20 protein-coding genes are annotated in these 20908 nt (G+C 66.3%); 4 read left to right on the top strand and 16 right to left on the bottom strand.

Translation table 11 applies throughout. From position 1 onward, the window contains the following. Position 1 precedes the first annotated feature (1 nt). Both cydB and JF515_RS05930 read left to right on the top strand, forming a co-directional pair. Positions 2-1012, top strand: a complete 1011-nt coding sequence (cydB, locus tag JF515_RS05935) for a cytochrome d ubiquinol oxidase subunit II (RefSeq protein WP_203101981.1) — start codon at positions 2-4, stop codon at positions 1010-1012. A 15-nt stretch (positions 1013-1027) separates the two neighbouring features. Continuing rightward, a complete protein-coding gene (locus JF515_RS05930) occupies positions 1028-1177 on the top strand; it encodes a DUF2474 domain-containing protein (RefSeq protein WP_203101979.1) in 150 nt (49 codons plus the stop codon). Between the two features lie 283 nt (positions 1178-1460). Here JF515_RS05930 and JF515_RS05925 read toward each other — a convergent pair whose 3' ends face one another. The 5 genes from JF515_RS05925 to dapA form a co-directional block, all read right to left on the bottom strand. Next, positions 1461-2648, bottom strand: coding sequence for a phosphoglycerate dehydrogenase (locus JF515_RS05925; protein ID WP_203101977.1), 1188 nt, complete (start codon positions 2646-2648; stop codon positions 1461-1463). Between the two features lie 87 nt (positions 2649-2735). After that, a complete protein-coding gene (gene purC / locus JF515_RS05920) occupies positions 2736-3452 on the bottom strand; it encodes a phosphoribosylaminoimidazolesuccinocarboxamide synthase (RefSeq protein WP_203101975.1) in 717 nt (238 codons plus the stop codon). Between the two features lie 62 nt (positions 3453-3514). Continuing rightward, positions 3515-4288: an MBL fold metallo-hydrolase gene (locus JF515_RS05915; RefSeq protein ID WP_203101973.1), complete on the bottom strand. Its 774-nt coding sequence runs from the start codon at positions 4286-4288 to the stop codon at positions 3515-3517. A gap of 24 nt (positions 4289-4312) precedes the next feature. After that, positions 4313-4930, bottom strand: a complete 618-nt coding sequence (gene bamC, locus JF515_RS05910) for an outer membrane protein assembly factor BamC (protein ID WP_203101968.1) — start codon at positions 4928-4930, stop codon at positions 4313-4315. Next, positions 4930-5811 (bottom strand): 4-hydroxy-tetrahydrodipicolinate synthase, encoded by an 882-nt coding sequence (gene dapA, locus JF515_RS05905; protein ID WP_203101967.1) that lies wholly within the window; start codon positions 5809-5811, stop codon positions 4930-4932. Before dapA ends, bamC begins: the two co-directional genes overlap by 1 nt. A gap of 178 nt (positions 5812-5989) precedes the next feature. Between dapA and bcp the strand changes: the two genes are divergently transcribed. Then, positions 5990-6454: a thioredoxin-dependent thiol peroxidase gene (gene bcp / locus JF515_RS05900; RefSeq protein ID WP_203101966.1), complete on the top strand. Its 465-nt coding sequence runs from the start codon at positions 5990-5992 to the stop codon at positions 6452-6454. 303 nt (positions 6455-6757) lie between these two features. Here bcp and JF515_RS05895 read toward each other — a convergent pair whose 3' ends face one another. Next, positions 6758-7837 (bottom strand): AI-2E family transporter, encoded by a 1080-nt coding sequence (locus tag JF515_RS05895; protein ID WP_203101965.1) that lies wholly within the window; start codon positions 7835-7837, stop codon positions 6758-6760. Next, entirely contained in the window at positions 7837-8076 is a 240-nt protein-coding gene (locus tag JF515_RS05890) for a sulfurtransferase TusA family protein (protein WP_203101964.1), read from the bottom strand. Before JF515_RS05890 ends, JF515_RS05895 begins: the two co-directional genes overlap by 1 nt. 67 nt (positions 8077-8143) lie before the next feature. Here JF515_RS05890 and JF515_RS05885 point away from each other — a divergent pair, with 67 nt between their 5' ends. After that, entirely contained in the window at positions 8144-9580 is a 1437-nt protein-coding gene (locus tag JF515_RS05885) for a M48 family metalloprotease (protein WP_238400893.1), read from the top strand. 31 nt (positions 9581-9611) lie between these two features. On the opposite strand, the gene fauA is transcribed toward JF515_RS05885, so the two are convergent. The 9 genes from fauA to JF515_RS05840 form a co-directional block, all read right to left on the bottom strand. Further along, positions 9612-11783 carry a TonB-dependent alcaligin siderophore receptor FauA gene (gene fauA, locus JF515_RS05880; protein WP_338015174.1) on the bottom strand — a complete coding sequence of 724 codons (2172 nt, stop codon included), beginning with the start codon at positions 11781-11783 and terminating at the stop codon, positions 9612-9614. A gap of 121 nt (positions 11784-11904) precedes the next feature. Continuing rightward, positions 11905-12876: a helix-turn-helix transcriptional regulator gene (locus JF515_RS05875; RefSeq protein WP_203101960.1), complete on the bottom strand. Its 972-nt coding sequence runs from the start codon at positions 12874-12876 to the stop codon at positions 11905-11907. A 101-nt stretch (positions 12877-12977) separates the two neighbouring features. Continuing rightward, positions 12978-14027 (bottom strand): quinolinate synthase NadA, encoded by a 1050-nt coding sequence (gene nadA / locus JF515_RS05870; RefSeq protein WP_203101958.1) that lies wholly within the window; start codon positions 14025-14027, stop codon positions 12978-12980. A gap of 108 nt (positions 14028-14135) precedes the next feature. Further along, complete coding sequence (locus JF515_RS05865; protein WP_203101956.1) at positions 14136-15374, bottom strand: SAM-dependent methyltransferase; 1239 nt, start codon at positions 15372-15374, stop codon at positions 14136-14138. Further along, positions 15361-16143, bottom strand: coding sequence for a DUF1365 domain-containing protein (locus tag JF515_RS05860; protein ID WP_203101954.1), 783 nt, complete (start codon positions 16141-16143; stop codon positions 15361-15363). The genes JF515_RS05865 and JF515_RS05860 overlap by 14 nt, the downstream gene beginning before the upstream one ends. Continuing rightward, positions 16140-17390, bottom strand: a complete 1251-nt coding sequence (locus tag JF515_RS05855; RefSeq protein WP_203101952.1) for an NAD(P)/FAD-dependent oxidoreductase — start codon at positions 17388-17390, stop codon at positions 16140-16142. Before JF515_RS05855 ends, JF515_RS05860 begins: the two co-directional genes overlap by 4 nt. Then, positions 17387-18856 carry a cryptochrome/photolyase family protein gene (locus JF515_RS05850; RefSeq protein ID WP_238400892.1) on the bottom strand — a complete coding sequence of 490 codons (1470 nt, stop codon included), beginning with the start codon at positions 18854-18856 and terminating at the stop codon, positions 17387-17389. The genes JF515_RS05855 and JF515_RS05850 overlap by 4 nt, the downstream gene beginning before the upstream one ends. Then, complete coding sequence (locus tag JF515_RS05845) at positions 18807-19676, bottom strand: MerR family transcriptional regulator (protein WP_203101950.1); 870 nt, start codon at positions 19674-19676, stop codon at positions 18807-18809. Before JF515_RS05845 ends, JF515_RS05850 begins: the two co-directional genes overlap by 50 nt. Further along, on the bottom strand, positions 19673-20644 hold the full coding sequence (locus JF515_RS05840) for a YbgA family protein (protein WP_203101948.1): 972 nt from the start codon (positions 20642-20644) through the stop codon (positions 19673-19675). Before JF515_RS05840 ends, JF515_RS05845 begins: the two co-directional genes overlap by 4 nt. Positions 20645-20908: the final 264 nt, after the last annotated feature.

Here is a 20908-nt window from a genome sequence, read left to right as displayed (position 1 = left end):
CATGGGTATCGATCTGCCGTTGCTTTGGGCCCTGATCATCGGTTTCGGGGTCATGATGTACGTGCTGATGGACGGCTTTGATCTCGGCATCGGCATCCTCTATCCCTGGTTGCCGGACAAACACCATCGTGATGTGGCCATGAACACGGTGGCGCCGGTGTGGGACGGCAACGAAACCTGGCTGGTACTGGGCGGCGCCGGTCTGCTGGCGGCCTTCCCGGTGGTCTACTCGGTGGTGCTGACCGCTCTTTATATTCCCCTGGTGTTGATGCTGCTGGGACTGATCTTCCGGGGTATCGCCTTTGAGTTCCGCTTCAAGGCCCGGGAACGGGAACGCGCGATCTGGGACAAGGCCTTCATCGGCGGCTCCTTCACCGCCACTTTTTTCCAGGGCGTGGTGCTGGGCGCCTTCATCAGCGGCCTGCCGGTGGAGAACGGCGTTTACCTGGGCGGGCCGCTGGACTGGCTCGCCCCCTTCCCACTGTTCACCGGCCTGGGCCTGGTGTGCGCCTACGCCCTGCTGGGCTGCACCTGGCTGATCATGAAAACCGACGGCGTGCTGCAGGCGCGCATGGCTCGGCTGGCGCGCCCGCTGTCCTGGGGGCTGCTGGCGGCGATCGTGGTGGTCAGCGTGTGGACCCCGCTGCGCGACCCGGCCATCGCCGAGCGCTGGTTCAGCCTGCCCCATCTGCCCTGGTTCGCGCCGGTGCCGGCGCTGGTGGTGGTGGCCATGGTGCTGATGCAGCGGGCGCTGCGCCGGGGCGCCCAGGTGACGCCGTTCGTATTGACCCTGCTGCTGATGTTTCTCGGCTACGCCGGGCTGGCGATCAGCGGCTGGCCGCGCATCCTGCCCCCGAACATCGATATCTGGCAGGCGGCGGCCCCGCCCCAGAGCCTGGGCTTCGCGCTGGTGGGAGCGCTGTTCATCGTGCCGTTCATCCTCATGTACACGGCGTTTTCCTACTATGTGTTCCGGGGCAAGGTGCGCCCCGGCGACGCCGGCTATCACTGATGGGAGGAGAAGGCCATGCGGCAACCGACGAGCACCCCACCCCCTTCCCGGCTGCGTCGGCTAGGCTGGCTGTTGCTGATCTGGAGTGCCAGCGTGTTGACCCTGGCCCTTGCCGCCGGGGCCATGCGCCTGCTGATGAACGCGATCGGCTTACAGACCACCTAGCGACAAGCTGACAAGCTTCAGGGAAAGTTACTCACAGAATCTGTGGATAAGTCTGTGAACTTTCTGTCAGGAAATCCGTCGAGCCCCCGAGATGACGGCGATGACCCCTAAATGACGAAAAAATATCCACCCTGTTAAAAGTCAATAAAATCAACGACTTAAAATATTGTCCAGGAAAAATCAATCGGTTACGTCGACTAGCTAAAAGTGAAATGAAAAGTGCACATTCACTGTGCAAAACTCTTGACCCTTGGTGCGCTTCATGCACCGTTCGGGGGCCGGCTCAGCCGTCCGCGGGAAGCCCGCGCACCAGGCGCACATTGATCACCCCCTGCAGGGCGGCGATCCGCTCCAGCACCGCCGGTTCCGGCTGCTGTGCCAGGTCCAGCAGATTGTAGGCCAGGTCGTCGCGGCTCTTGTTGAGCATGTCGAGCACGTTGAGGTTGGCCTCGGCCAGTTCCGAGAGCACCGGCCCGAGCATGCGCGGCACGTTGCGGTTGGTCACCGCCAACCGCGCGCCCGGGCCCGGCTCCAGTATCAGGTCCGGAAAATTCACCGAGTGACGGATGTTGCCGTTTTCCAGGAAATCCACCAGGGCATCGGCGGCCATCATGGCGCAGTTCTCCTCGGATTCACCGGTGCTGGCACCCAGGTGCGGCAGGGCCAGCACCCCGGGCACACCGCTCAGGGCCAGGCTCGGGAAGTCGGTGACGAAGCCGCGCAGTTGCTCCGCGCCCAGGGCCGCGGCCACCGCGCGGTCGTCGACGATGCCCTGGCGGGCGAAATTCAACAGCACCGCGTCCGGGTTCATCACCGCCAGTTGTTGAGCACCGATCAAATCCCGGGTGGCGTCCAGCAGCGGCAGGTGCAGGGTGACGTAATCGGCCCGCGCCAGCAGCGCTTCCAGGCTGGCCATGGGCCGCACCTGGCTGGGCAACCGCCAGGCCGCATCGACACTCAGCGCCGGATCGTAGCCGAGCACCTGCATGCCCAGATCCAGAGCGGTGCGCGCCACCCGCGAGCCGATGGCGCCGAGCCCCACCACGCCCAGGGTACGGCCCTGCAATTCACGGCCCAGGAAGTGTTTCTTGCCGGCCTCCACCTGACGGTGCAGATCGGCCTCGTCGGTGGCACTCAAGCCCGCCACCCAGTCCATGCCCTGGCGCAGGTGCCGCGAGGCCAGCAGCAAACCGGCCAGCACCAGCTCCTTGACCGCGTTGGCATTGGCCCCCGGGGTGTTGAACACCGGAATGCCCCGATCACTGCACTGGCCCACATCGATGTTGTTGACGCCGGCGCCGGCACGCGCCACCGCCTTCACCGTGACGGGCAGGCCGTCGGCGTCCAGGGGGTGACTGCGCAGCAGAATGGCGTCCGGATCGGACAGCTCGCTGGCGACCTCGAAGCGGTCGCGGGGGAAGCGCTCCAGACCGCGCAGGGCGATCCGGTTATGGGTGCGGATGCGGAACATGGCGATTCTCCGATCGGCCGTGGTTGTTGTTTTCCCACAGCCTCCCGGAAAACCGCCGCTTTGGCCAGCCCGTGCCGACCGGCGGCTTCAGTGCTCGAAGGTGATGCCCAGGCGGCGGCCCACTTCCTCGTAGGCCTCGATGACACCGCCCAGATCCTGACGGAAGCGGTCCTTGTCCATCTTCTCGCGGGTGTCCTTGTCCCACAGCCGGCAGCCGTCCGGGGAAAACTCGTCGCCGAGCACCACCTCGCCGTGGAACAGGCCAAACTCCAGCTTGTAGTCCACCAGCAGCATGTCGCCGTCCAGGAACAGCTTCTTGAGCACGTCGTTCACCTTGAAGGTCAGGTCCTTCATGGTGGCGATCTGCTCATCCGTGGCCCAGCCGAAACTGCGCACGTGGTATTCGTTGATCATCGGGTCGCCGAGGGCATCGTCCTTGAGGAACATCTCGAAGGTGGGCGGATTCAGCGCCTTGCCCTCCTCCACGCCCAGGCGACGCACGATGGAACCGGCGGCGATATTGCGCACCACGCACTCCACCGGAATCATCTCCAGCTTCTTGACCAGGGATTCATTGCTGGACAGCCGCTTCTCGAAATGGGTGGGGATGCCGGCGGCCTGCAGTTTCTCCATGATGGCGGCGTTGAACTGGTTGTTCACCGCGCCCTTGCGATCCAGCGCCTCCTTTTTCTTGCCGTCGAAGGCGGAGGTGTCGTCGCGGAAGACGATCACCAGCCGGTCCGGATCGTCGGTGGTGAAAACGGACTTGGCCTTGCCCGCGTAGAGTTCGTCGCGCTTTTCCATGAAATACCCGTATTGTGGTGTCGCTGAGTGTGGTGTCGCTGATCCGGGCGCCGGCGGGCGCCTCAGTGAATCTCCAGCCAGTCGAAGCCGTGCCGCTGGCTGGCGACGCGGATTCGTTCCTGCCCGATGTCCATGACCCGGTGCACCTGATCAAGGGCGTGCGCCGGAGTATTATTCTGCTCGCTCAGATGAGAAAGCACGAGATGCTGCAGGCGGTCCAGATTGCATTGCGCCAGCAGCGTCGCCGCCTGTTGATTGCTCAGATGCCCCAGATTGCCGCCCACGCGCCGCTTCAGCGAGGCCGGATAGGGACCGGCGGCGAGCAGCTCCGGTTCATGGTTGCACTCCAGCACCAGGGCGTCGCAGTCCTGGTAGGCCGCCACCACGTGGGGGGTCACCGAACCCAGGTCGGTGAGCACGCCCAGCTCACGGCCTCGCCAGCCAAACCGGTACTGGCAGGGTTCCAGGGCGTCGTGGGGCACGGTCACCGGCGTCACCATCAGGTCCGCCAGCGGGAACCCCCGCCCGGGCCGCACCTCGCGCCAATCGGCGCCGTGGAATCCGGCCGCCTTGCCGGACACCGCCCGGGCGGTGCCAAAGGTGCTGTACAGCGGTGTGCCGTGCTTGCGGGCCAGGGCCCCGGCGCCACGCACATGATCACCGTGTTCATGGGTGATCAGCACCGCGCTCAGATCCTCCGGAGCCAGGCCCAGGCTGGCCAGCCGCTGGGTGGTTTCGCGCAGCGTGAAGCCACAGTCCACCAGAACCAGGGTATCGCCGGCGCGCACCAGGGTGCCGTTGCCTTTACTGCCACTGCCCAGGGATGCCAGTCGCAATACCCGCCCTCCGTCGCGGCGCGCTTACAGTTCGTCGTGAATGCTTTCCAGAATCGCCAGGCCGGAGTCCTTGGCCGCCAACGCCGTGCCTTCGCCGTTCAGCACCGCCACCTGGATACCGTTGGTGGTATGGCTGAGCTTGAGCTGAGCCTGCGGCGGCTGGAGCTGGTAGCGCTCCGGCGCGGTCAGGAAAAACACGCCCTGATCCCGGTTGCGGTCGGTAACACGCAGGTCGGTCTGGGTAAGCGCCTGGCCGACCCGTTCCCAGGCCCAGGCGAAGCTGGTCGGCATCATGATGATCGGATAACCACTGCCGTCCTTGCCCAGCACCGGCCGACCCTGCTGGCCCGGCGGCGGGGCCGGCGCCTCGGCGTCGTCCTCGTCGCCGGCGTCCGGGGCGGCGGCCACCAGTTGCGGCGGGCGTGGTGCCTTGAAGCCCTTCTCGCCCTCCTCTTCACCGGTCAGGCGGCGGTCCATTTCCGGCACCGCGTAGAGTGGTTCCTCGCCGATGAACACCATGTCATCGGGCGGGGTCATCGGCTCCAGGACCTTGGCCTCGCGATAGCGCAGGCTGTTGTCGGGGAGCAGGCCGCAGCCGGTCAGGGCCAGGGCGGCGGCGAATACAGCAATACTGCGATGCATTATCCCTCCAGAAGTCCACAGCCACGCAGCGTTTCGCGCAGCCGCGGCTGGGCGGCCTTGGACAACGGCACCAGCGGCAGCCGGATACCATTGTCGATCAGGCCCATTTCGTACAGCGCCCACTTCGTGGGAATGGGGCTGGGCTCGATGAACAGATCACGATGCAGGGGTTCAAGTTCCGCATTCAGTTCACGGGCCTTCTCCACATCGCCGTCCAGAGCCGCCTGGCACATGGCCGCCATCTTGGCCGGCGCCACGTTGGCGGTCACCGAGATATCGCCATCGCCGCCACCCAGCATCAGTTCCAGGGCGGTGGCATCGTCACCGGAGTAGATCAGGAAGTCGTCGCCGCAGCGCTCGCGGATTTCCCGTGCCCGCTCCAGATTGCCGGTGGCTTCCTTGATGCCGACGATGTTCGGCACCTTGCTGAGGCGCTCCACGGTCTCGGGCAACAGATCGCAAGCGGTGCGACCGGGCACGTTGTAGAGAATCTGCGGAATATCCACCGCCCGGGCCACCTTCAGAAAGTGCTGGTAGAGGCCTTCCTGGGGCGGCTTGTTGTAGTACGGCGTGACCAGCAGACAGGCATCGGCGCCGTCGCGCTTGGCGTCGCGGGTGAGGCGAATTGCTTCCTCGGTACTGTTGGCGCCGGTACCGGCGATCACCGGAATGCGTTTATCGGCGATCGCCACCACCTCACGGATCACGCTGTCGTGTTCCTCGAAACCCAGGGTAGCGGATTCACCGGTGGTGCCCACCGCCACGATCCCGTGGGTGCCTTGCTCCACATGCCAGTTCACCAGCGCGCGCAGGCGTTCCCAGTCCACGGAACCGTCCTCGCGCATGGGGGTGACCAGAGCCACGATGCTGCCACGAATCATGCCGTTATCTCTCTGCGTGCAAAGGGCGCTATGGTAAACCCGGCGCCGGGGGCAAGGGAACCTCTACCGGCCCACCGGCGCCTCCGGCGGGCTGATTCGCGCCTTGCCGGCCTGGACGCCTCCCCGACCCCGCGGCGATAATCCCCGCCCCGACCGAGCCGTGAACAAGGATTCATCGATGACCATCAAAACGGGCCAGCCGGCCCCGGACTTCACCGCGCCGGCCACCGGCGACACCACCGTTACCCTGTCCGAACTGCGCGGCCGCAAGGTAGTGCTGTATTTCTACCCCAAGGACAGCACTCCGGGTTGCACCACCGAGGGCCAGAATTTCCGCGACCTCTACCCCAACTTCCAGGAAGAAGGCTGCGAGATCCTCGGCGTCTCCAAGGACTCCCTGCGCCGCCACGAAAACTTCAAGGCCAAGCAGGAATTCCCGTTCGAGCTGATCAGCGACGAGGACGAAACCGTGTGCCGGCTGTTCGACGTGATCAAGCTCAAGAAGATGTATGGCCGCGAATTCGAGGGCATCGAGCGCAGCACCTTCCTGATCGACCAGGAAGGCGTGGTGCGCGAAATCTGGCGCAAGGTGAAGGTCAAGGGCCACGCCGAGGAAGTGCTGGAAGCCGTCCACGGCCTCTGAGCCACGCCCGCGCGTGGGAGCGACCTTCAACCACCAACGCCACCCTACAAAGCCGCCCGGGACGCCACCTCGAAGCATCTCGGTGTGGCCCCCTTTCCGGGACCCTGTTTGACAGGATGTCAAACCGGGAGCCCCCAGGGGTGAGGCAAGCGTGTTGCGAAGCATTGCTTCGCGCGCCGCCGAACGCCGCCCATCTGTGATGGGTGGCCGGACCCGCTTGCGGGGGTTCACGGCGTTCCCGGAAAGGGGGCCACACCGAGACGCGTCCCTGCTGGAGGGCCCGGCGCCAGCCAAAGAGAACAATCAGCTCTCGGGTATTTGCTCGGGACGACCCTGACGACGGGGCCAGGCGTTGATCACCGCCTTCAGCAGGGTCGCCAGGGGGATCGCGAAGAACACGCCCCACAGCCCCCAGATCCCGCCAAAAAACAGAATCGCGGTAATGATCACCACCGGATGCAGATTGACCGCCTCGGAAAACAGCAATGGCACCAGGATGTTGCCATCGATGAACTGAATCACCCCGTAGACCACCATCACCAGGGCAAAGTCGCCGCTCCAGCCAAATTGCAGATAGGCCACCGCCGCCACCGGCAGGGTGACGATGGTCGCGCCGATATAGGGAATCAACACCGACAACCCCACCAGCACCGCCAGCAACACCGTATAGTTGAGCCCCAGCACCAGAAACGCCAGGAAGGTGACACAACCCACCAGCAGGATTTCCACCGCCTTGCCACGCACATAGTTGGCGATCTGCTGGTCCATCTCCTCCCAGACGTGGGACAGGATTCGCCGCCGCGCCGGCAGGAAACTCAACGCCCAGTCGGTGAGCGCCGCCCGGTCCTTGAGGAAGAAAAACACCAGTACCGGCACCAGCACCAGAAACACCAGGATCTCCAGCAGGCTGGGAATCGACGACAGCGACAGGGTCAGCACCGATTGGCCGAACTGGGCCAGCTCCCGCTGGGTCACGTTGACCAGGGTGTTGACCTGCTCCATGGAGATCATCTCCGGATAACGCTCCGGCAGGCCGCGCAGCCAGTTCTCCGAACTGTGCAGGATATTGGGCAACTGATCACGGACCAGCAGCACGGTCTGGCGCCACACCAGCGGCATCACCACCACCAGCACCGCCACCAGGGCGGCCAGAAACAGCAGAAACACCAGGTTCACCGACCAGCCCGACGACAGCCCCAGACGGTTGAGTTGGGCCACCAGCCCCTGCATCAGATAGGCCAGCACCAGGGCGGTAAGCACCGGCGCCAGCATGCCGCCGAACAACACCACCACGGCGAAACCGAGCAGCAGCACGAACAGCAGATAAACCGCCTCCTCGTCGGAGAACCAGGTATGAAACCAGCCCTTGAGCACGTCCAGCATCAGTCGCTTTCCTCTTTGCCACGGCGGATCAGGAAACGGAATTCCTGTTCGTTTTCGTCCCGGCGAACCAGCTCATGAGGAGATTGTCCGAGATAGTTGGGAATGTCCCGGGCCGAGCCGGCATCCGTGGCGGCCACTTCCAGTAGCGCGCCGGGCGCCAGACCACGCAGTGCCTGGCGGGTCTTGAGCAACGGCAGCGGGCAATTGAGCCCGCGGGCATCCAAAAATGTCGTGTCCATGGTGTGATCCTTTCGCCGGGGCCGTCATTATAGGGCAGCCATGCGTATTCTTCAGAGGAGTTCACTTTTGACCGCGGTCCGCCTTCTGTTCATTGGCCTGTTGTGCCTGCTGGCCGCCGCCGGCCGGGCCCAGACCAACGATCTCCCCGAGCTGGGCGACCCCACGGTGGCGGTCCTGTCCGCGGACCAGGAGCACCGCCTGGGGCGCTCCTGGCTGCGCGACCTGCGCGGCCAGACGCCGATCATGGAAGACGCCCTGGTTCAGGAATACGTGGAGAACCTGGTCTACCGGCTGGCCTCGTTCAGCGATCTCAATGAACCGAATCTGGCCATCGTGGTGATCAACAGCCCGGCCATCAACGCCTTCGCGGTACCGGGCGGGGTCATCGGTCTCAACGCCGGCCTGTTCCTCAACGCCGCCAGCGAGGACGAGGTGGCCAGCGTGGTGGCCCACGAAATCGCCCACGTCAGCCAGCGCCACTTTACCCGCCGCTACATGGATTCCAAGCGGCGCGGCCCGGCGGTGCTGGCCGCCATGCTGGCGAGCATCGCCCTGGCGGTGGCCGGCGCCGGCGACGCCGGCATGGCGGGCATGGCCGCCACCCAGGCGGCCTCGATCCAGGCGCAACTGGCCTACTCGCGGCAGAATGAATACGAGGCCGACCGGGTCGGCATGCAGACCCTGTCCCGCGCCGGCATGGACCCCACCGCCATGCCGCGTTTCTTCGAGCGCATGCTCGAACAGCAACGTTACGCCGGTGATCCCCCGGAGTTCCTGCTCACCCACCCCCTCACCGAGGAGCGGGTGGCGGATTCCCGGGCCCGGGCGCGCAATCTACCGCACCCGGACAGCAAACCGAACCTGCCCTTCCAACTGGTACGCGCCCGCGTCCAGGCCCGCTACTTCGAAAACACCGACAAGGCACGGGAATACTTTCAGGGCCAGCAGGAGAAAGGAGCCGGCATCCAGGCCCAGGCGGCCCGCTATGGTCTGGCGCTGATCGCCCTGCGCGACGACCGCTACGACGTGGCCCGGCAGCGCTTCCAGGCACTGGTGGACGACGGCGGCGGCTACCAGCCCTGGTACCAGCTCGGCTTGATGGAAGTGGACATGGACCAGGGACGCTACCCGGCGGTGATCGAGCGCGGCGAGCACCTGCTCGACATCAACCCCGGGGATTACGCCACCTCCATGCTGATGAGCCGGGCCTACCTGCTCGCCAAGCGGCCGGAGAAAGCCGCGCCACTGCTCGAACCGCTGGTGCTCAAGCGGCCCGACGACCCGGCCGTCTGGTCGCTGGCCGCGGACGCCTGGGGCAACGGCGGCGACCAGGCCCGCGCCCACCGGGCCCGGGCCGAGGTGCTGTTCCTGCGCGGCCAGGACCAGCCGGCCCTGCGGCAGATGGACTTCGCCCTCAAGGAAGCCGGCGACCAGTTCGCGCTGCGCAGCAAGCTGGGCGCCCGCCGGGACGAAATGGAGCGGCTCTCCAAGGAAGAGTTCTAGCCAAAGAAGAGTTCTAGGGGCGGTCCACCGTCTAGAGATCCAGGCGCAGGCTCAGGGTGGCGCTGCGCGGCTCCCCCCACCAGGCCTGATCATAGAAACCGGCCTGGGTGTAGTACTCCCGATCCAGCACGTTGTTGACCCGGGCGGTGGCGCTCAGCGACGGCGTGATCTGGTAGCGGGCCATCAGGTCCACCAGGGCATAGCTGCCCTGCCCCACCTTGGTCCGGCCGTGCACCGGCACCCGCGCGGAAGTATAACGGGAAAACCCGCTCTGCCAGGTCACGCCGGCCCCCAGGGTCAGGCGCCGTCGTGGTGCCGGCGGCTGGTAGCGGGTGAACAGCTTGAACTGGCTGCGCGGGTGGGTGCGGTTAAGCGTCTTGCCATCGGCGTCCTTGGCGGTGAAGTGGGTGTAGCTGGTGGAAACCTGCCAATGGCGGGTCAGCTCGCCGGTCAGTTCCATGTCGAAGCCCTCCACGGTGGCGCCGTCCACAGCCCGGTAGGCGGCGGTGTCCGGTCGGCCCGGCTGGGAGGCACCGGGGATTTCCTCGGCCAGGTTGTCCTGTTCCATGCGGTAAGCGGCCACCGCGCCGGTGAGCCGTCCGGCCAGCCATTCCGCCTTGAGGCCCACCTCCTGGCTGGTGCCGCGCACCGGATCGAGCAGATCGCCGCGCGGGTCCCGGTTGCTTTGCGGCTGGAAGATCCGGGTGTAGCTCAGGTAGCCCGAATACACCGGACTGAAATCATAAATCAGGCCGGCATAGGGGGTGACTTCGTCACTGACCCGGTAGTCCGTGGGCGAGCCGAAATACATCTGGTCGATTTCCCACTGACTGACGCGGGCACCGACGATGGCGTGCAGCGGGTCCGCCAGGGACAACCGCGCCACCGCGTAGCCGCCGCTCTGGCGGATCACGCTGTCATCCACATCGCCCAGGGGCCCCCACTCCGGGCGCGGCACGTCGCCGTGCCGCCAGTCAAAGAAGCTGCCGATGTCCGGCGCGGTGACCGGGTAGGCGGCGCGCATCAGGTAGTCATCCTTGATGTTCATCCAGCCCAGCGATACCTCATGGAAACGGCCGAAGGCCTCCACCGGCCCGCTAGCGGTAAGGTGCATCTGGTGATAGCGGCGGTCGCCATCGTACTTGATGAACGAACCGCTCATGCCCTCGCCGGTGTCCGGGTCCGGATAGCCACCCCGGAACAGGTACTCCATGAAGTAGTCGCCCTCGTTGTAGCTGAAAGCACCACGCAGTTGCCAGCCGTTGCCCAGAGCCTGGGTCAGGTCCAGGAAGGCGGTGGTGGAGGTGGTTTCGAAGCCGGCCCAATCGGTGCTGTTGACCACCGAGCGCGGAAAGTCGGTGCGGGTACCGTCGCTGTAAAACATGGGAAAGCCGGCGCCCATGCCGTTGCTCTGGTTGTTCTGGTGCTCGACCCCGGCGACCAGCAGGGTGCGCGGTGTCAGCTCGGCGCTGACCACGCCGTACAGGGTGCGCCGGTCATCGTCGAACAGCCGCATATAGCTCTCGCTGTCATCACGTACCGCCACCACCCGGGATGACACCCGGCCATCCTCGGTGAGCGGCATGGTCAGATCCAGCTCGGCACGGCGTGCATCCCAGGAGCCCACGGAGAGCGCGCCGCTGGCGGCGAACTCCCGCCCCGGACGCTTGCGCACGAAGTTGACCAGGGCGGAGGGTTCGCCGGCACCGCTCATCAGGCCGGTGGAGCCACGAATCACCTCGACCCGATCATAGATGGCGGCGTCCATATCGGTGGCGCCGAAGTTCCAATAGTTGGAAATCGGCGTAAGCAGGCCGTCGAACTGGAACTGGCGAATGGTGAAACCCCGGGACGAAAATGAATAGCGGTTGCTGTCGCTGCGAGTCAGTGACACGCCGGGGGCGCGACGCAGAATCTCGCGGGTATCCTCCAGGCCTTCGTCCTCGATCTGCTGGCGGGTGATGATGCTCATGGACTGGGGCGTTTCCCGGGGCGCCAGCAGCAGCCCGGTGGCGCTCTGAGTGGCGCCCAGGGTATAGCCGCCACGCTCCTCGCTGCTGTTTTCCCGGGCCAGATCCCCGGCGGACACGGTGACCGGCGCCAGCGTCCGCCGCTGGCCGGCGTTACCCGTGCCGTCACCGTCGTCATCCGCCGCCACCCAGGGCGCCATGCTCAATCCCCCGGCCAGCGCCAGGCCGACCACACCCGGTTTCCATGCAAAACGGTGGCAACCACGCCCCATACCCCTTACTCCTCGACAATGAACAGGAATGAGAATTGTTCTTTATTGAGGGTGGTTCCGGTTATGGGGAACGCCAGGAAGATTATGGGCGACGCGTCGGCACGGGAACCCGGCCCCGCCGCCACTCTCCAGGCGGCATGCCGAAGTGGGCACGGAAGGCGGTGGTGAAGTTGCTGGCATGGCGGTAACCGACAAAATGGGCGGCCTGTTGCACCGTGGCCCCTTCGCGCAGATAACGCCCGGCCCGTTCCAGTCGCTGTTCGCGCAGACAGTCGAACACGCTTTGGCCATAAACACGGGGGAATTTGGCGCGCAGGGTGCTGGGGCTCATGCACGCGAGCGCCGCCAGGGATGCCAGGGTGTGGGCCGCCTCCGGCTCTTCCGCCAGGCGCTCGCGGACGCGGCGCAATAGACGGCGGTCACGCTCGGACACCGGCTCCGGGGCCGGGCTATTGTCCAGGGCATGCAGGGCATGGGCCAGCAATTGCAGGGCGGTGCCCTCCCAAAGCAGGGTCGCCAGATCCCCGTCCCACTGGTCCTCCAGCAGCGAGCCCAGGCTTTCGCGCAGCGCTGGCGGCACCCGCCAGGGCGCCAGCCGCGAGCGTCCGGCCCGTCGCAGGGCACTGAGCCGGCTCTGGAGGCGCTCATCGCCGAGTCCCTGGATGTCACGCACCGACAGGTTCAAGCCATGCAGCAACGGGCCCGCCGGGTGGGAGGCGAGCAATGGCGTGTCGCCGGTTTCCAGCATGGTCACGGCGGTGGTACCGGTCATGCGCAGCGGGCCGTCCCGGCGGGTGCGCAGATGGGCCTCGCCTGCATCCAGCCAGGCCAGGGACAGGCAGAAGTCCGGTCGTGAGCGCGCCTCATAGGCGTGCAGGGCGCGTACCCGGGACAGCACCAGCAAGCCACCGAACGCCAGCGATCGCTGCTCGACGCGGCCTTCGAGCACGTCCCGGTCGCCGCCGTCGGCGCTCAGCAGGCGGTAGTCGGCGCCGTGGGGGGCGCCCAGGCGGTTGAGAGTGGACAGGGAATAGCGCTCGGCGTGCGGTTGCAAAACGGCCCCACTGGGTTATTGGCGGGCCCCGGACGGGGCGGAACGGTCGCCACCTTAGCGTCAGTGAGAATCATTTTCAAAAAAACAACCGGGCGACGACTTCAGCCCTTCAGGCGGGCGCCGAAGTCGAGCATGCGGTCCAGGGGCTTCATCGCTTTTTCGGCCAGGGCCGGGTCGACGAAGATTTCCTGCCCGCAGCCGTTTTCGTCCTGCAGCACCGCCAGGGTGTTCTCCAGGCCGTTCATGGCCATCCACGGGCAATGGGCGCAGCTGCGGCACTGGGCGCCGCTGCCGCCGGTGGGCGCTTCCACGAAGGTCTTGTGCGGGGCCAACTGCTGCATCTTGTAGAAGATGCCCTTGTCGGTGGCGACGATGAAGGTGTCGTTGTCCATCTCCGTGGCCGCCTTGATCAGTTGGGAGGTGGAGCCGACCACGTCGGCGATCTCCACCACCGCCGCCGGTGATTCCGGGTGCACCAGCACCGCCGCGCCAGGGTGAGCGGCCTTGAGGTCGAGCAGGCCCTGGGCCTTGAATTCCTCGTGGACGATGCAGGCGCCATCCCAGCACAGCACGTCGGCGCCGGTTTTGTCGCGCACATAGCCGCCCAGGTGCTTGTCCGGAGCCCACAGGATCTTTTCGCCGCGCTGATCCAGGTACTCGATCAGCTCCACGGCGATGGATGAGGTCACCACCCAGTCGGCACGGGCTTTCACCGCCGCCGAGGTGTTGGCGTAGACCACCACGGTGCGATCCGGGTGCTGGTCGCAAAAGGCGGCGAACTGGTCTTCCGGGCAACCGATGTCCAGGGAGCAGGTCGCTTCCAGGGTGGGCATGAAGACGCGTTTCTCGGGGCTGAGAATCTTGGCGGTCTCGCCCATGAAGCGCACGCCGGCGACGATCAGGGTGCTGGCCGGGTGGTCACGGCCGAAGCGGGCCATTTCCAGGGAGTCGGCCACGCAGCCGCCGGTTTCCTCGGCCAGGGCCTGGATTTCCGGGTCGGTGTAATAGTGCGCCACCATCACGGCGTCGCGTTCCTGTAACCGTTGCTTAATGCGCTGGCGGTACAGTGAACGCTGGTCATCGGTCAGTTCGGGTTGTTCCCCGGTGCCCGCCAGGTGGGCGCGCACGATCTCTTGAGCCTGTACGGTCATAAGGCATCACCCCGGGTAAGGGCCTTTTCTGAATCCTCGGACACCGCCGGCGACGGTGACCGCCGGGGCGTGGACCGGCAACTATACCACAATGGATCGGGACGGACCTCAGGCGTGCCGGTAGTCGGGGCCGGCGGCGAGCAGATGGACGGTGCTGATGGCCCGCTCCATGAAGGCGCCCTGGCAATAGCACAGGTAATAGTCCCACATGCGGCAGAAACGCTCGTCGAAGCCGAGCTCGCGGATGCGCGGCAGCGCGCCCAGGAAGCGCTCGCGCCAGTCGGCCAGGGTGCGGCCATAATCAGTGCCGATGTCGTCCAGGGCCAGGGGCGAGAGGCGGGTGTGGCGGCGCAGACCGTCGCACATCACCGACACCGACGGCAGGAAGCCACCGGGGAAGATATAACGCTTGATGAAGTCCACGTTGTCGCGGGCGTACTGGTAGCGATGGTCCGGCACCGTGATCGCCTGCAGCAGCAGCAGGCCATCGGGTTTGAGCCGTTCGCCCAGCATCGTGAAGTAGCCACCCAGGAACTGGTGCCCCACCGCCTCGATCATTTCCACCGACACCACCCGGTCGTAGCGACCGGTGAGCTCCCGGTAGTCCTTTTCGAGCACCTCGATGCGATCTTCCAGGCCGGCCTGGCGGACCTGCTCGCGGGCATGGCGGGCCTGCTCCCGGGAGATGGTGGTGGTGGTCACGCGCACGCCGTAGTGGCGGGCGGCGTGCAGGGCGAGACCGCCCCAGCCGGTGCCGATTTCCAGCAGATGCTGGCCGGGAGCCAGCTCCAGCCGCTGGCAGATCACGTCCAGCTTGTGAGTGGCGGCGGTTTCCAGGTCGGTGTCCGGGCTGGGATAGATGGCGCTGGAGTACATCATGGCCCGATCCAGGAACAACGCGAAAAAATCGTTGCCCAGGTCGTAATGGGCGGCGATGTTGCGGCGCGAACCGGCGCGGGTGTTGCGGTTGGCCAGGTGCAGCAGCTTCAGGGCCGGCTTGGCCAGGGTGACGGCCCCGCCTTCCAGAGCGCGCATGGCGTCCACGTTGGCGGCGAAGTAGCGGATCACGGCGACCAGATCCGGGCTGTCCCAGCTCTTGTCCAGGTAGGCTTCCGCCGCCCCCAGAGCACCGCCGGTCATCATCATCCGGTAGCTGTCCCAGTCATGAATATCGATGCGCGCGTCGAATACCCCGGCGTCGCCCAGGGTCACCGTTGTCCCGTCCGGCTCGCGCAGCACCACCCCGCCATGGGGCAGCCGCGACAAGTGGGCATGCACCCGATTCCGCGCCAGGTTCTGAATCCAGGACGGGCGCGGAGCCGCCAGTGCTTTTTCACCGTCCATCATTCGTCTTCTCCCCTTGTTCATGCTTGTCACGACCCGGATGCGGGTAAAACCGGACGCCCTTGCGCCACAATTTCCACGCCTGCCAGTAGATGCCCGCCAGGGTGCGCGCACCCTGGGCGCCGAAGCGCCCGATCACCGCGCCCATGGCCGCCACGCGGGGCTCGACCATGGCCAGCTTGAGGCCGGCGGCGAATACCGTCTCCGTGCCATCCCGGTCCCGCAACGTTAGGCGCAGCTCGGGAAATAAGGCGTGAAGGGTCCAGTGGTAACGCAGCGCCAGCGGCAGGAACGGCGACACATGGAAGGTTTTGTCATGTTCCACGACCTGCTCGTCGCCCTCCTGGCGCAGCCGCAGGGGGTAGAAATGACGCTCCCGCCAGGGGGTGTTGCGCACCTCCGCCAGGGCCGAATCCGGCCGCTCGGCGCCCTCCGGAAAATGGAAGTACAGCACCAGGGGATTGAACAGCACGCCGAAGGTGCGCCACTGGCCGAGCATGTACAGGCGCCCGGCGGACCAGTCCAGGCCCTGGGCCGCGGCGCGCTCGCGCACCTTGTCGGCCAGCGGACGTTCGGAGGTGTCCACGAAGTCCCGGTCGCGGAAGGTCACCGGTCGCCAGCGGCGTCCCCACAGCGGGTGCCGGGCGAGCAGCCGGTCGGGCCCATCCAGGTCGCTCCAGACCAACCACAACGGCACCCGGAAGCGGTGCTCCACCGGTGTATAACGGTGGTGCCAGACGTGGCCCCGGGCGAGAGCGAAATCGGGGATCATGGCCGGACTCCCAGGGCCTGGACCACGTCCAGCGCCGAGGCCACGCCATCCTCATGGAAGCCGTTGCGGCACCAGGCGCCACAGAACCAGGTGCGGCGGGCGCCGTTATCGGCAAGCAGGGTGTCGCGGGCGGCGAGACCATCCAGGGTGAACAGAGGGTGGTCGAAACGGACCCGGTGCAGAACATGGGCCGGGTCGATGCGTTCGCCGGCGTTCAGGGTCACGCAGAAGGTTTCCGGCGCCCGCAGGCCCTGCAGGATGTTCATGTTGTAGGTAACCTGCACCGGTTCATCGTCCCGGCCGGCGCCGAGCAGGGCGTTCCAGCTCGACCACACCCGGCGATGGCGCGGCAGCAGGCGGGTATCGGTGTGCAGCACCACCTCGTTGCTCTGGTAAGGCAGCCGTGCCAGACAATCGCGCTCGCGGCGGTCCGGGTCGGCCAGCAACGCCAGGGCCTGATCACTGTGGCAGGCCAGGATCACCTGGTCGAAATCCTGGTCGGCACCGCCAGCGCTGACGGTGACGCCGTCGTCCCGGCGCCGCACCGAGGTCACCGCCGTGGCGGTGACGAAGCGTGCCGCGCAGCGCGCGCGCAGGGCTCGCACATAGCTCCGCGAGCCGCCGGGTACCACATACCACTGCGGGCGGTTACGCAGCGCCAGCAGGCCATGATTGATAAAGAAGCGCACGAAAAAACGGGCCGGAAACGCCTCCATCCGCGCCAGGGAACAGGACCAGATGGCGCCCCCCATGGGCAGGATGTAATGGCGTTTGAACGCCTCGCCATAACCGTGGGCACGCAGGTAATCGCCCAGGGGCTGCTCGCCCTCCCGCCGTTCCAACAGCGCCGGCGCTTCCCGGTTGAAGCGCAGGATGTCGGCAAGCAGGCGCCAGTGGCGACGGCTCGCCCAGTTACGGCGCTGGCCGAAAAAGCCGGTCAGGCCGTCGCCGCAGTATTCCAGACCGCTGGCGGCATCACTCACCGCGAAGCCCATGGCGGTGGGCTGACGACCGATGCCCAGCTCCCCCAGCAGTGCTTCGAAGTGGGGGTAGGTGCGGTCGTTGAACACGATGAAGCCCATGTCCACGGCGTAATCACCGTGCTCACGGCACACATCCCGGGTATAGGTATGGCCGCCCAGCTCCGGTTCCGCCTCGAACACCGTCACTTCATGGTGGCGGCTCAGATACCAGGCGGCGGTCAGCCCGCTGATGCCGCCGCCGACCACGGCGATACGCTGGCTCATTGGTCGCCCTCCCGCTGCTGATCCCAGGCATCGCGGGCCTGGCGGAAGGCCTTTTCCACGCGCTGTTTGACACCCTGATGAGCGACGATCGGCGCCGGGTACTCCGGGCATAGCAACGGCTGCTTGCCGGGTTCGTGGATGGTCTTGTCATCCAGCTCCGCCAGTTCCGGCAGGTAACGGGCGATAAAGCGGCCATGGGGATCGAAGCGCTGGCTCTGGCGCAGCGGGCTGAACACCCGGAAATACGGCGCCGCGTCGGTGCCGGTGGAGGCGCTCCACTGCCAGCCGCCATTGTTGCTGGCGAAGTCGCCATCGATCAGATGCCGCATGAAGAAGCGCTCTCCCTTGCGCCAGTCAATGAACAGATGCTTGGTGAGGAACATGGCGGTGAGCATGCGAAGCCGGTTGTGCATCCAGCCGGTGGTGACCAGCTGGCGCATGGCCGCGTCCACCAGCGGGTAACCGGTACGGCCCTCGCACCAGGCCTGGAAATGCTCGTCGTTGTCGTTCCACTCCAGCAACCGGGTTTCCGGGCGGAAGGGCGCGCCCTTCGCCAACTCAGGAAAACGATGCATGATCTGGCGATAAAAGTCGCGCCAGGCCAGTTCACCGATCCAGGTGACCGCGCCCTCGCGCACGGCGGCATCCGCCATCGCCCGGCGGGCCGCCAGGTATGCGTCCATGGGTGCCAGGGTGCCCGCCGACAGCGCCGTGGACAGAATGCTGGTGGCCGGTTCGGCGGGGAAGTCCCGGTACGCCTTGTAGTCACCCAGCTGGTGCTCGACGAAATCATAGAGCTGCTTGTAGGCGGCGGACTCCCCGGGACGCCACGACCGGGTCAGCGCGCTGTCCAGCCCAAGACCGTCACGCAGCGCCTCGACCCGGTCGCGGCCGTGGAAACGGCCCTCGCCACCGGGCCAGGCCGGCGCCGGTACCGCCCCCGGGTCCCATTCCTCGATCCAGGCGTCCCAACGTTTTTTGTAGGCGGTGAACACCGTGTAGGGGGTGCCCTTGCCGGTGCTCAGGGTACGTGGCGGCACCAGCATGCCGTCATCGAAGCCGTGCAGGCGCACGCCCTGCCCTTCCAGACGCCGGGCCACGGCCCGGTCACGATTCATTTCGTTGAGCGGGTATTCCCGGTTGCAGAAAATCTCGGTGATGCCGTGCTCGGCGACGAATGCCTCCAGGGCGTCCACGGCGCCGCCGAAGTCGCCGCCGTCCAGCACGTGCAGGTCGACGCCCTTGGCGGCCAGTGCCTCGCCCAGCTCGATCAGGCTTTCCAGCACGTACCAGCGGCGCAACGGCGCCACGTCATGGACCTCCCACTGATCCGGGCACAACACATGGACCGCCCGCACCGGGCCGCCGCCGGCCAGGGCCTGGGTCAGCGGCGTGTGTCCGTGACAGCGCAGATCGTTACGAAACCAGACCAGTCGCACCGCGTTCTCCTCGTTGCTGGTGTTCATCCAGGGCCGCCACGAACGCGGCCCGGTCACCGACCACGCGTCGCAACCAGGGCGGCGTGATCAGCTTCTCGGTGAGCGCCGGTCCGGCGCACAGGGCGGGCCGGTCCGGCGCCGCCGTTAAAGGCCACAATTGCTCGGCGCGGCGACGACCCGGGTGCTCGCCAAGGACCCAGGCCACGCCGATCACCCGATCGCCGGCCAGCCAGGCCGCCAGCGCCGACCAGGGCAGCGCTGTTTCCAGACACCACACCGGCGTGCCCGCCAACACCGCCCGGGTCAGGGCCGGCAACGGATCGCCCACCGCCATCAGTAACCAGCCGCGCTCGCGGCGCGAAGGTGCCCGGGCCAACAGGCGACCGGCCAGTTTCTGGCGCAGAAAGGTATCCAGCAGAGTGCGCGACGCGGCCCCGTCCGGCCGCGCGCGCAGGTGTTCACGCAGCGGATCGCAGCATTGGCCGATCACCGCCTCCAGGGGGTAATCACCGGTCAGCCGCTGAAACCATTGCTCCAACCGCCGGGTATTCAGTTCCGCCAGGGCGGCCAGACCCTCGTCACCGGCTTCACGCCAGGGGTCTCCAGGCAGAGCCGTCGGTGTCTGGCCATCCAGCACCGCGCGCACCTGACCGATCGGCAGGCCACGATCCAGCCAGGCGAGAATGCGCCGGATGCGGGCCACGTCCGCTTCGCTGTAGCGGCGGTGGCCGCGCTCGGTACGCGCCGGGCGGATCAGGCCATAGCGCCGCTCCCAGGCACGCAGGGTCACCGGGTTGATGCCACAGCGTTCGCTGACGGTCTGAATGCTCAAGGTGCCGCGGTTCATACCCGGTTCCTCAGACCCAGCGCATCCGGATAGGGGGTCAGGTAGCGCTGTTCCGCCAGATAGGGCTGGCCCACCTTGCTTTGCGCGCCGCGCAGCAGGGTCATGGGCACCACCAGGGGCACCTCGCCACGCTGGTAGGCCTGGATTTGCTCATGGATCAGCGCCAGATCCGCCGCCTCCAGCCCGTCGCGCAGAAAACCGACCAGATGCAGCATGGTGTTGACGTGGGCGCCAGGGCTGATGCGCCTGGCCATGGCCGTCATGAAGTCGGCGATGTAATCGTCGGCGATCTCCTCCAGGGGACGACGCTTCAGGTCGGCCAGCATCGGCCCCAGACGCCGGTAGGTGGCCTCGCAGTGGGCCAGCAACTGGAACTTGTGGCGGCTGTGGAAGCCGATCAGCCCGCCCGGCGTCAGGCCGGCCTCGCGCAGCCGGCACCAGTCGTCGTGGATGAACACCCGCTCGACGAAGTTCTCGCGCAGGCGGTCATCATTGAGGCGGCCTTCTTCTTCCACCGGCAGCAGCGGATAGCGCTCCATCAGGGCGGCGGCGAACAGGCCACTGGCGTCGCGGCGGAGCACCTCGCCATCCTCCCGGTAAACGCGGATTCGCTCCATGCCGCAACTGGGCGACTTGGCCATCAGGATGTAGCCGCGCAGGTCCGCCAGCCCTTCCAGGGTGTCGGCGACGAACCCCTGCATTGGAGCCGTGAAGTCCTGTTCCCCCCGGGTGGCGCGCAACCGCATGCCCTGGTCGGTGTCGACCAGGTGCATGGCCTGCCGGGGCGCGCCCAGGCCGGCGCCCATTTCCGGGCACAGGGAGCGGAACTGGAAGTGACGCGCCAGCACCTCGGTGCAGTAACGCGAATGCTTATGGCCGCCGTCGTGGCGCACTTCCCGGCCCAGCAGGCAAGCGCTGATACCCACCGGGATGCGGTCGTCGGGGCGCGTTGGGGAGGACTCGGTCATCGGTTACACAACCTGTACAAATGTTTGATGTTGTACAAGTTTGCCGGCGTACCGATGAACGGATTGTGAAGCTTGGGGCGGGGGCACATTTAAAGCTGTTTTACACACAGCCACCGGGAATCGTGAGACAGTATTCCCACGTCGCCGGCCACGGAAGGTCAACGCTTCCCCCAGAGCGTCAAGCGACGTAATCCCCCTTCCTTCAGGCAATGAAGGAACCCCCAAGGCCACCTCCCCCCAGGTGGCCTTTTTTTTGTTCATCGC

Source organism: Alloalcanivorax marinus (assembly GCF_016785095.1).
Classification (GTDB): Bacteria; Pseudomonadota; Gammaproteobacteria; order Pseudomonadales; family Alcanivoracaceae; genus Alloalcanivorax; species Alloalcanivorax marinus_A.
This window is presented reverse-complemented; position numbering and strand designations above follow the sequence as displayed.